We start from the raw sequence: 10,044 nt of genomic DNA on the forward strand, positions 1-10,044 counted from the left end.
GAGTGGGGGGGGGGGGGGCGGGGGGGGTGTCTCCGCACCCCGGGGGGGGGGCGGCCGTCACCCCCCCGGGGGCCCCGCGACGGGTCCGCGTGCACCACCTCGCCGAGGCCAAGGAGCGCGGCGAGCGGCTGACCATGCTGACCGCCTACGACTTCGCGACGGCGCGCATCTTCGACGACGCGGGCATCGACCTGCTCCTGGTGGGCGACTCGATCGGCAACACCATGCTCGGCCACGCGTCGCCGATCCCGGTCACCGTCGACGAGATGATCCCGCCGACCCGGGCGGTCGTGCGCGCGGCCCGGCGGGCGCTCGTCGTCGCGGACCTGCCGTTCGGGTCGTACGAGGCCGGCCCCGCGCAGGCGCTCGCCACCGCGGCCCGGTACCTCAAGGAGGCCGGGGCGCACGCCGTGAAGTTCGAGGGCGGCGTCCGGGTGGCCCCGCAGATCCGCGCGCTCACCGACGCCGGCATCCCGGTCGTCGGGCACCTCGGCTTCACCCCGCAGTCCGAGAACACCCTGGGCGGCCACCGGGTGCAGGGCCGCGGCGACGAGGCGGCCGAGCGGCTCGCCGAGGACGCCCTCGCCGTGCAGGAGGCGGGCGCGGTCGCGGTCGTCCTGGAGATGGTGCCGGCACCGGTCGCCGCCCGGGTCACCGAGATCCTCCGCATCCCGACCATCGGCATCGGCGCCGGCGCGGAGTGCGACGGCCAGGTGCTGGTCTGGACCGACATGGCCGGCATGGGCGAGTGGTCGCCGCGGTTCGCCAAGGCGTTCGCGCCCGTCGGGCAGCTGCTCGGCGAGGCCGCCCGCGCCTACGCCGCCGAGGTGCGCGGCGGGCAGTGGCCCGACGCCGACCACTCGTTCCTCAGCTGAGCGCCGCTCGTCCCCCGGCCGCGCGGCGGCCCGCTCCGCGCGGCGGCCGCGTCCGGGCGGCGCTCGCCGTCGCGGTCCTCGCGCTCGCGGCGGCCGCCGTGCTCGTGCTGCTCGCCCCCGACCGCCTGGGGCTGGCGGACCGCACGCCCGTCGCGCAGCTCGTCGCCCTGCGCGGCCTGGTCGCCGTCCTCCTGATCGGCGGCGCGCTGCTGCTGGTCGGCGTGGTCGGCGGCTGGCGCCGGATCGCCGGCCGCGCCGGTCTGGCCCGCCCGGCGTGGCGTCTGCCGCTCGCCCTGGCCGCCGTCCTGGTGCTCGGCGGCGCCGCCCAGGCCGCCGTGCTGGCGGGCCGCGGCGTCGTCGGACCGGCGCCCGGGGCGGCCGCGGACGGCGACCTCGTCGTGCTGTCGTTCAACACCTTCGGCGTCGTGGGCGCGGACGAGCTGACGGCGCTCGTCCAGCAGCAGGACGCGGACGTCGTCGTGCTCGCCGAGACCTCGGGGGCGACTGCCCGGGACGTCGCCCGGGCGCTGACCGCCGCGGGGCGGCCCACCTCGGCGCTCGCCGCCGACGCCGCGGGCACCCGCGTCGACGGCGTCGCCCTGCTGGTCCGCGACGCGCTCGGGACGTACGCGCCGACGTCCGAGGGGCTGCCCGCCACCGAGCTCGGCACCTTCGCGGCCGTCCGCGCCGGCGGGGCGCCCGCCGCCGACGCGACGCCCGCCGCCGAGGCGCAGCCGTCCGCGGGCCGGCGCGACGTGCCCGCGCCCGACGTCGTGGTCGCGGCGCACACGCGCGCCCCGTCCGCCGAGTCCTCGATGCCGGACTGGCGTGCGCACGCGGCGGGCATCGCCGCGGTGTGCCGCAGCACGCCGGGCGCGGTCGTCGCCGGCGACCTGAACGCGACGCTCGACCACCCCGGCCTGGGCGACCTCGGGCCGTGCGTCGACGCGGCCGCCGCGGCCGGCGTCGCGGGGCTGGGCACCTGGCCGTCCGACGTGCCCCGGGTCCTGGCCGCGCCCATCGACCACGTGCTCGTCGACGGGCGGGCATGGCGGGTCACGGGGTTCGGCGTGCTCGACCGGGTGGGTGCCAGCGACCACCGCCCGGTCGTCGCGCACCTCGCGCGGCGCTGACGGGGGCGGCCGGGGCCGCGGGCGCGCGCCGCCGGCGTCCGGTGCCGGGGGCCCGGTGCCGTGCGTGTCGTCCGGGGCGGGCCGCCCGGGGCCCTACGCTCGTCGCATGCGCCGCGACTCCGCCGTCCAGCAGCCGGCCGCGGCGCGCTCGTCGTCCTCGGGCGCTCCGTCCTCGGGCGCCCCGGCCCCGCGCGGGCCGCGCCCCCCGGCCCGGCGGCCCCGCCTGCGCCTGACCCGCCGCGGCGTGGTCGTGCTCGGCGTCGCCGCGGTCCTCGTCCTCGCGCTCGTGGTGTCCCTCGTCGTCGCCGTGGTCCGGCTGCTCGGCGGCCCGGCGGACCCCGCCGTGCCCGCCCCCGTCGTCGCGGAGGTCCCCGAGTCGTGCGTCCCGGACGCCACCACCTCGCAGAACTGCTGGCCCGCCTTCGACGACGGCGCCGACCCGCTGCTGGAGGTGTCGCCGTGGGTGACCGGGCGGCTCCGCGGCGGCGACGCCCGGTACGTCCTGGAGCACGTGGCCGCGCGGTTCGACGCCGAGGTCGAGGCCGTGGACGTGGCCAGCTCCTGGGGCTGGGGCTACCGCACCGTGCGCGGCGAGGAGGACGAGGCCGGGGAGGGGCTGTCGAACCACGCGTCCGGGACGTCGATCGACCTGAACGCGACCGAGCACCCCCTGGGCGCCCGGGACACGTTCACGGACGAGCAGGTCGCGGCGATCCGGTCGATCCTCGCCGAGGTCGCGCCCGCGGTCGCCTGGGGCGGCGACTTCGCCGGCCGGCGGGACGAGATGCACTTCGAGATCGTCGCGTCGCCGGAGACGGTCGCCGAGGTGGCGGCCCGCCTGCGCGGCGGGGCCCCGCCGGGCTGACCGGGGCCGGCCCGCGGGGCGGACCGGGTCAGCGGTCCCGGCGGTCCTCCTCGTCCCACGCCTCGGTGCGGGCACGGGCCTTGTCCAGCGCGTGCTGCGCCGCCTCGCGGGTCGGGTACGGGCCCATGAGGTGCGACCAGGTCGACTGCTTGCCCTGCTCGACCTGCCCGGTCTCGGTGTTGTAGTAGAACTCGTCGGCCACGGCACCCTCCCTCGTCCTGGGCCCTCCGGCTCTCCGGTCCGGGCCCCTCCTTCGTAGACTGCCAGGCATGACGTCCGTGCACGCGCCGAGGCCGGCGCTCGTCCCGGGCACCGTGAGCCCCCGGCGACCGGTCCCCGCCTCGATCCCCCGCCCCGAGTACGTCGACCGGCCCGCGCCGACCCCGTACACCGGCAGCGACGTGGTGGCCCCGGACGTCGTCGAGCGCATCCGGGTGTCCGCGCGGATCGCGGCCCGGGCGCTGCAGGAGGTCGGCCGGCACGTCGCCCCCGGCGTCACCACCGACGAGCTCGACCGCATCGGCCACGAGTTCCTCCTCGACCACCACGCGTACCCGTCGACCCTCGGGTACCGCGGCTTCCCCAAGTCGGTGTGCACCTCGGTCAACGAGGTGATCTGCCACGGCATCCCCGACTCGACCGTCCTCGAGGACGGCGACATCGTGAACCTCGACATCACCGCCTACGTCGACGGCGTGCACGGCGACAACAACGCCACCTTCCTCTGCGGCGACGTGGACGAGGAGTCCCGGCTGCTCGTCGAGCGGACCGAGGAGGCGCTCGCCCGCGCGATCAAGGCGGTGCGCCCCGGCCGCGAGGTCAACGTCATCGGCCGGGTGATCGAGAAGTACGCCGCACGGTTCGGCTACGGCGTGGTGCGCGACTACACCGGCCACGGCGTCGGCGAGGCGTTCCACACCGGGCTGGTCATCCCGCACTACGACGCGGCGCCGCTGTACGACCGGGTCATCGAGCCCGGGATGGTGTTCACGATCGAGCCGATGCTCAACCTGGGCACCGCCGACTGGACGACGTGGGACGACGGGTGGACCGTGGTCACCGCGGACCTGCGCCGCAGCGCGCAGTTCGAGCACACCCTGCTGGTCACCGACACCGGAGCGGAGATCCTCACACTCCCATGAGCAACCACCACGGCAAGAACGAGCGCACGGCGTTCGGCATCGACATCGGCGGGTCCGGCATCAAGGGCGCGCCGGTGGACCTCGCCACGGGCGAGTTCGCCGCCGAGCGCGTCCGCATCCCCACCCCCCAGCCGGCCACCCCCTCCGCGGTCGCGGAGACGGTCGTCGAGCTGGTCGGGCGGTTCGACCTCCCCGCGGACGCCGCCATCGGCGTGACGTTCCCCGCGGTGGTCCAGCACGGCGTCGCCCGGTCCGCCGCGAACGTCGACGGCTCCTGGATCGGCACCAACATCGAGCACGTCCTCGGCGACGCCCTCGGCCGGCCGGTCCTGGCGGTCAACGACGCCGACGCGGCCGGGTACGCCGAGACCCTGTACGGCGCCGCGCGGTCCACCTCGGGCGTGACGTTCATCTGCACGCTGGGCACCGGCATCGGCACCGCGATCGTCGCCGACGGGGTGCTCGTGCCGAACCTCGAGCTCGGGCACCTGGAGATCGACGGCCACGACGCCGAGACCCGCGCCGCCGACTCCGCCCGCGAGCGCGAGGACCTCGACTTCCCGCAGTGGGCCGAGCGCCTGCAGCGGTACTTCGGCGTCATCGAGGACCTGTTCTGGCCGGACCTCATCGTCGTCGGCGGCGGCGTGTCCAAGCACCACGAGAAGTTCCTCCCGCTGCTGCACCTGCGCGCGCCCATCGTGCCCGCGCAGCTGCGGAACGCGGCCGGCATCGTCGGCGCCGCGGCGCTGGCCGCCCGGGCCGGCACGCCGGTCGCGGGCGTCAAGGGCGACTGACGGCCGGGCCCGGCGCGCGGTCCCCCGCCGCCGGGCCCCGTCCACCCCCCGGGGGGGGCTGGTGCGGCGCGCCCCCGCGCCCTACCGTCGCGCCATGGGACTCGCCGTGGCGCAGCTGTGCGTCGACTCGCACGACCCGTCGTCGCTCGCCCGGTGGTGGGCCGACGTCCTGGGCTGGCGCGTCGTCGAGGAGGACGAGGACGAGGTGGACCTCGAGCCGCCGCCCGGCGTCGTGGCGACCCCCTGGCTGTTCCTCCGCGTGCCGGACGCCAAGCGCGTGAAGAACCGGCTGCACGTCGACGTGCGGCCGCCTGACGGCTCCGACCAGGCCACCGAGCTCGAGCGGCTGCTGACGCTCGGGGCGGTGCGGGTCGACGTCGGGCAGGGCCCGGACGTCACCTGGCACGTCCTCGCCGACCCGGAGGGCAACGAGTTCTGCCTGCTCCGGTCGACCCCGTCCGAGCTGGCCGCCCTCCTCGCGGCCGACCCGGCCGGGAGCGCGCCGGCCTGACCTGGGCGTCCGCCCCACCCGTCCGGGACTCCGGATGCGGCGGCACGCGACCGGGCTTAGCGTCGTGAGCACGACGTACCGGTCCGGAGAAGGAGGACGTATGGGACTCGACGACAAGATCTCGAACGCTGCCGAGAAGGCCGCCGGCAAGGTCAAGGAGACCACCGGGCGGGCCTCGGACGACGAGCGCCTCGAGGCCGAGGGCCGCGCCGACCAGTCGAAGGCCGACATCAAGGACGCCGGCGAGAAGGTCAAGGACGCGTTCAAGCACTGAGGCCCCGCGCCGACCCGCGCCCCGTCCCGGCTCCCGGGGCGGGGCGTCGTGGCGTCCGGGCCCGGGCGCTAGTCCGGCGGTGGCGTCGCCCGGACGGTCGCGCGGAACCGGGCGCCGCCCCGCGCGGTGGCGACGGGCACCCACTCCCCCGTCTGCACGAGCCCCACGACGTCCAGGTGCACCTGGGCGATGTCGGCGAGCGGGACCGGGAAGTCGGGCGAGGTCGTCCGGCTCTCCGCCAGCGGGCTGCCGTCGGCGGCCACGAGCGTGAGCGTCCAGGTGAGCGCGGCGGGTCCCGCCGACACCGGGGAGTGCACCTCGACGTGGTGCGCGTGCGCGGCCTCCGGGCCGCTCAGGGCGGCGATCCGGGGCAGACGTCGCCGTGTCATCCGGTGCCCCCCTGGCTCGTGCGCGGAGGCCGTCGTCCTCAGCCCCCGGGCCCAGCCTGAGGCCTCCGCAGGCTCCTGACCAGGACCTAGGTCCGTGATGTCGGCGACGGTCACCCGTCAGAGACGGCGCTCGAGCAGCACGACGTCCCGCCACTCGCCGGCGAGCGGGCCGTACGTCATGCGGGCGATCCGCTCCCGCGTGCCGACCACCCGGAAGCCCGACGCCGCGTGCAGGGCCAGGCTCCCGGCGTTCTCCAGGAACACCGACGACTGCACCGTCCACACCCCGCCCGCCGCGGCGGAGTCCAGCAGCGCCGCCATCAGCGCCCGGCCGACCCCCCGGCCGCGCGCGGCCCCGCCGACGTAGAGCGACGCCTCCACCACGCCCGCGTACACCGCGCGCCGCGACACCGGCGACGCGGCGACCCAGCCGAGCACCGGCGCGCCGGGGTCCGGGCGCGCGCCGCCCCCGCCGAGGTCGCGCTCGGTGCGGGCGTCCCGGGTCCCGGAGCCCGCGTCCCCCGCGACCTCGCCGCCGAGCGCCACGAACCGGTGCTCCGGCAGGTGGGACGCGTCGAACGCGTCCCACGTCGGCGCCGCGCTCTCGAACGTCGCGTGCCCGGTCGCGATCCCCTCGGCGAACACGGCCAGCACCCCCGCGGCGTGCGCGGCGGTCATCGGGCGGACGGTCACGTCGGGCTGCACGCGGGCCATTCTCGCGCCCGGATGCGGGCGTGGGTGACCTCACCCGCCGCCGACCGCGCGCCGGGGAGGCCGGCGGCGCACACTGCCGTCGTGAACCTCGCGCAGACCGTCCCGGGCGGCCTGTCCCGGCTGCGCTCAGCCGTCCCGCTGCTCAACGCGCGGCCGGTCCCGCCCGGCGTGCACCACGACGTGGAGCGCCCGATCCCCGTCACCGTCACCCTGCGCTGGGAGACCGGGCCGGAGCCGCTCGACACCGTGGCGGTCGAGTGGACCCCGGCCCTGGTCCGGGTGCGGATCGCGGACCTGCGGGTGCTGACCGGCGCGGTGTGGCTGCCGGCCGCCGACGTGCGGCGGCGGGGGTGCGCGTAGCGGTCGTCAGGCCAGGCGCTCGACCCTGACCGCCGCGTGGTGCTCGCGCGGGGAGCCGGGCCGCGCGCCCCACGTCACCACGCCCTGCGCGACCGCGCCCACCTCGGCCGGGACCGCGCCCTGGTAGTGCGCGGTCGGGTCGTGCGTGAGCCGCTCCGCGAGCTCGGTGAGACTGCGGCTGTCGGCGGCCTCGTCCGCCGCGAGCCGGGTCATCCTGAAGCGTGCCTCGGACATGGCGACCCCCTCGCCGGTCTGGTCCCGTCCAGGGTACGAGCGCGGGCTCGCGGGGCGCGCGCCGGCTCGCCGCGACCGTCGCGCGACGGAGCCCCGGCCGACGTGGCCGGGGCTTGCTCAGGTGCGGATGAGCTGGCCGGTACGCCGGGTTCTGTCCCCGCGCGCGGTTACCCCCGCGCGGGTGGCGACCATCCATCTACGACGCACGTCGCCGTGCGCCTCCAGCGGCCTACCCGGGAGCTCGGGCGGGCAGCCCTCGAACGCTCCCTGTCTGGCCTTGCTCCGGGTGGGGTTTACCGAGCCGTGCCGGTCACCCGGCACGCTGGTGGTCTCTTACACCACCGTTTCACCCTTACCACCGACCGGCCCGAGGGCCGTGCGGTGGCGGTCTGCTTTCTGTGGCACTGTCCCGCGGGTCACCCCGGGTGGGTGTTACCCACCACCCTGCCCTGTGGAGCCCGGACGTTCCTCGGCGAGCCCGAGGGCTCGACGCGGCCGCCTGGCCAGCTCATCCGCGCCGGTCAGCCTACTACGCCCCGGCTGCCGCCTCGCCCGCGCGGACGGCCGGCTCCTGCCCCGCCGGCTCGGTCAGCCGGTAGTGCAGCCGCAGCACGGGCAGGGCGCCGAGCCGCAGGTCGTGGTCGGTGCGGAGCACGCCCTCGGGGTCGACGAACACGTGGAACCGCTCGTGCACCGGGATGCGTCGTGCCCAGCAGCCCCCGGGCCGGTCGACCACGAGGTACGCCCCGGGGTCGCCCCATCGCCCGGCCCCGGACGTGAGCACGAGCCCGCCGTCGGGGGTCGCCGTGGGCCGGAGCAGGACCACGAGCCGCCCACGCGGCAGCGGGAACGTGACGCGCACGGCGGGCTCGCCGGAGCCCGGGAGGCGCACGACGCCGTACAGGCCGCTGAACACGATCCGGCCGGTGGCCCGGAGCCGGCGCAGCCACAGGGCGCCGACCTGGGCGCCGTCCCGGACGAGCGGCGTGACCGTGCTCGACATGCCGTGCGCGAGGTCGAGGGAGCGCATCGGGAGCGCGAGCTGGTCGAGGCGGCGCGCGAACAGCGCGGCGACCGCCCACCCGAACGGCCACGCCCACGGCACCCAGCCGACCCAGGCGTCGAGGCGCCAGCCCGAGGTGCGCTCGTAGAACCCGCGGACCCGCCCGGCCAGCGCGCCGGCGGCGAAGCCCGGTCGGTCCAGGTCCGCCACCGACCGGAGCAGGCCGCGGGCCCCGGCGTCGTCCCCGCCGCCCGGGCCGGCCACCTCGGCGCCGAGCCGGTCGGCCTCGGCCGGGAGCCAGGCGTCGCCGACCCGGTCGACGTCTCCGACGGGCCCCTGCAGCCACGGCGTCGCGGAGAGGTCCACCCGTCGGCCCGTCACCCGGACCCAGGTCCGCGTCGCCCCGTCCATCCCCCGCGTCAGCACGCCGCGATGCTCGCACCTCCGGCGGCCGGGCGTGGGAGGTCGGCGCCGGCGTCACCCGCACGCGTGTCGAACCGCACGCCCCGCCCGACCCTGCCGGCGGCGCCGCGCCGCCTACAGTTCAGCGCGTGCTGATCCTCCTCCCCCCGTCCGAGGGCAAGACCGCGCCGGTCCGCGGCGCGGCCCTCGACCTGGCCGCCCTGTCCGCCCCGGCCCTGACGCCGACGCGCGAGCGCGTCCTGGACGCCCTGGTGGCGGCGAGCGGGCGACCGGACGCCGTCGACGTGCTGGGCGTGGGCGCGGGCATCGCCGACGAGGTGGCGCGCAACGTCGACCTGCGCCACGCGCCCGCCGCCGAGGCCCGCTCGGTGTACACCGGCGTGCTGTACGGGGCGGCCGGCCTGGACCGGCTGTCGACGGCCCAGCGCCGGCGCGCGGCGGAGAGCGTGCGCGTCGTGTCCGGGCTGTGGGGCCTGGTCGCCCCCGAGGACCGCATCCCGGCCTACCGGCTGTCGATGGGCGTCGACCTCCCGGGCGTCGGCCCGCTCGCCGCCGCGTGGCGGGAGCCGCTGCGCGCGGAGCTAGACCCCCGGGCCGCGGCCGGCGAGCTGGTCGTCGACTGCCGGTCCGCCACCTACCTCGCCGCGTGGAAGCCGCCGCGCGCCGCCCACGGGTCGTGGGTGCAGGTGCGGGTGCTGCGCGAGGTCGACGGGAAGCGATCCGTGGTGTCGCACCACGCGAAGCACACCCGTGGCGTGCTCACCCGGCACCTGGTCACCCGCCGCGGGGCGGCGCCCGGGACGCCCGAGCGGCTGGCCCGCGCGGCCCGGGAGCTGGTCGGCACGGAGCTGCTCGCGGTCGAGCTCGACGCGCCGGCCGGGCGCGCCGCCACGCTGTCGCTCGTCGTCGCGTAGCGGGTCCGGCCTGGCGACGGCCGGCCCGTCGCCCGCTCACCTGCACGGCCCCTCCACCCGCCGACCACCGGCCGGGCACCGCCGGGGCACGCCGTGGGCGACCTGTCCGGCTAGCGTGGGTGCCGGGCCGGGCGACCGCCCGTGACGACCGACCGGCAGGGGGACGGCAGCAGCATGCGACGCACGAGCACCGCGCGGGTCGCGGCGCTGCTGCTGGTGATCGCGCTCGCCCTGGTCGGGGTCGTCGCCGTCGCCGGCGGGCCGGCGGGGGCCTCGGTGTCCGACGGCGGCCCCGGGACGCAGCGGAGCGGTCCGGACGTGCCCGGCACGACGACGGACGAGGGCCAGGACGCGGGCACCGGGGCCGTCCCCGCGCCCTCCCCCTCGCCGTCGCCGGCGGGCCGGCGGGGGCC

Annotated in this window: 14 protein-coding genes, 1 other RNA gene and 1 pseudogene; 10 read left to right on the forward strand and 6 right to left on the reverse strand. The window is 77.8% G+C overall.

What is annotated here, in order from left to right; all coding sequences use genetic code 11:
- Positions 1-134 precede the first annotated feature (134 nt).
- From panB to MHY85_RS18475, 3 genes are all read left to right on the forward strand, one after another.
- Entirely contained in the window at positions 135-875 is a 741-nt protein-coding gene (panB, locus tag MHY85_RS18465) for a 3-methyl-2-oxobutanoate hydroxymethyltransferase (protein ID WP_374234065.1), read from the forward strand.
- Positions 842-2,008, forward strand: coding sequence for an endonuclease/exonuclease/phosphatase family protein (locus MHY85_RS21960; RefSeq protein ID WP_239199269.1), 1,167 nt, complete (start codon positions 842-844; stop codon positions 2,006-2,008). The genes panB and MHY85_RS21960 overlap by 34 nt, the downstream gene beginning before the upstream one ends.
- 106 nt (positions 2,009-2,114) lie before the next feature.
- Positions 2,115-2,873 carry a M15 family metallopeptidase gene (locus tag MHY85_RS18475; protein ID WP_239199272.1) on the forward strand — a complete coding sequence of 253 codons (759 nt, stop codon included), beginning with the start codon at positions 2,115-2,117 and terminating at the stop codon, positions 2,871-2,873.
- Between the two features lie 28 nt (positions 2,874-2,901).
- On the opposite strand, the gene MHY85_RS18480 is transcribed toward MHY85_RS18475, so the two are convergent.
- On the reverse strand, positions 2,902-3,075 hold the full coding sequence (locus tag MHY85_RS18480) for an SPOR domain-containing protein (protein WP_154728065.1): 174 nt from the start codon (positions 3,073-3,075) through the stop codon (positions 2,902-2,904).
- A 67-nt stretch (positions 3,076-3,142) separates the two neighbouring features.
- On the opposite strand from MHY85_RS18480, the gene map reads away from it, so the two are divergent.
- The 4 genes from map (at position 3,143) to MHY85_RS18500 (ending at position 5,594) form a co-directional block, all read left to right on the forward strand.
- Positions 3,143-4,015, forward strand: a complete 873-nt coding sequence (gene map / locus MHY85_RS18485; RefSeq protein ID WP_239199275.1) for a type I methionyl aminopeptidase — start codon at positions 3,143-3,145, stop codon at positions 4,013-4,015.
- Positions 4,012-4,809, forward strand: coding sequence for a polyphosphate--glucose phosphotransferase (gene ppgK, locus MHY85_RS18490; RefSeq protein WP_239199278.1), 798 nt, complete (start codon positions 4,012-4,014; stop codon positions 4,807-4,809). Before map ends, ppgK begins: the two co-directional genes overlap by 4 nt.
- 94 nt (positions 4,810-4,903) lie before the next feature.
- Positions 4,904-5,320, forward strand: a complete 417-nt coding sequence (locus MHY85_RS18495; protein ID WP_239199281.1) for a VOC family protein — start codon at positions 4,904-4,906, stop codon at positions 5,318-5,320.
- Between the two features lie 100 nt (positions 5,321-5,420).
- Positions 5,421-5,594 carry a CsbD family protein gene (locus MHY85_RS18500; RefSeq protein WP_239199284.1) on the forward strand — a complete coding sequence of 58 codons (174 nt, stop codon included), beginning with the start codon at positions 5,421-5,423 and terminating at the stop codon, positions 5,592-5,594.
- Between the two features lie 68 nt (positions 5,595-5,662).
- On the opposite strand, the gene MHY85_RS18505 is transcribed toward MHY85_RS18500, so the two are convergent.
- Both MHY85_RS18505 and MHY85_RS18510 read right to left on the reverse strand, forming a co-directional pair.
- Positions 5,663-5,983, reverse strand: a complete 321-nt coding sequence (locus tag MHY85_RS18505; RefSeq protein WP_239199287.1) for a hypothetical protein — start codon at positions 5,981-5,983, stop codon at positions 5,663-5,665.
- Positions 5,984-6,100: 117 nt separating this feature from the next.
- The gene (locus tag MHY85_RS18510) at positions 6,101-6,697 is read right to left on the reverse strand and encodes a GNAT family N-acetyltransferase (protein WP_239199290.1); all 597 of its coding nucleotides are present in this window, start codon (positions 6,695-6,697) and stop codon (positions 6,101-6,103) included.
- A gap of 81 nt (positions 6,698-6,778) precedes the next feature.
- Between MHY85_RS18510 and MHY85_RS18515 the strand changes: the two genes are divergently transcribed.
- Entirely contained in the window at positions 6,779-7,057 is a 279-nt protein-coding gene (locus MHY85_RS18515; RefSeq protein WP_239199293.1) for a hypothetical protein, read from the forward strand.
- Positions 7,058-7,063: 6 nt separating this feature from the next.
- On the opposite strand, the gene MHY85_RS18520 is transcribed toward MHY85_RS18515, so the two are convergent.
- The 3 genes from MHY85_RS18520 to MHY85_RS18530 all read right to left on the reverse strand — a co-directional run bounded on the left by MHY85_RS18520 (position 7,064) and on the right by MHY85_RS18530 (position 8,720).
- Positions 7,064-7,291, reverse strand: a complete 228-nt coding sequence (locus tag MHY85_RS18520) for a hypothetical protein (protein WP_239199296.1) — start codon at positions 7,289-7,291, stop codon at positions 7,064-7,066.
- 124 nt (positions 7,292-7,415) lie between these two features.
- Positions 7,416-7,802, reverse strand: an RNA gene (rnpB, locus tag MHY85_RS18525) — RNase P RNA component class A.
- 18 nt (positions 7,803-7,820) lie between these two features.
- Positions 7,821-8,720 carry a hypothetical protein gene (locus MHY85_RS18530; RefSeq protein WP_239199299.1) on the reverse strand — a complete coding sequence of 300 codons (900 nt, stop codon included), beginning with the start codon at positions 8,718-8,720 and terminating at the stop codon, positions 7,821-7,823.
- Between the two features lie 125 nt (positions 8,721-8,845).
- Here MHY85_RS18530 and MHY85_RS18535 point away from each other — a divergent pair, with 125 nt between their 5' ends.
- Together MHY85_RS18535 and MHY85_RS18540 are read left to right on the forward strand one after the other, a co-directional pair.
- The gene (locus MHY85_RS18535; RefSeq protein WP_239199302.1) at positions 8,846-9,631 is read left to right on the forward strand and encodes a YaaA family protein; all 786 of its coding nucleotides are present in this window, start codon (positions 8,846-8,848) and stop codon (positions 9,629-9,631) included.
- A 174-nt stretch (positions 9,632-9,805) separates the two neighbouring features.
- Positions 9,806-10,044, forward strand: a pseudogene (locus MHY85_RS18540) (hypothetical protein); the annotation flags it as partial.

The sequence above is a fragment of the Cellulomonas sp. ACRRI genome (genome assembly GCF_022346185.1).
Lineage (GTDB): Bacteria > Actinomycetota > Actinomycetes > Actinomycetales > Cellulomonadaceae > Cellulomonas.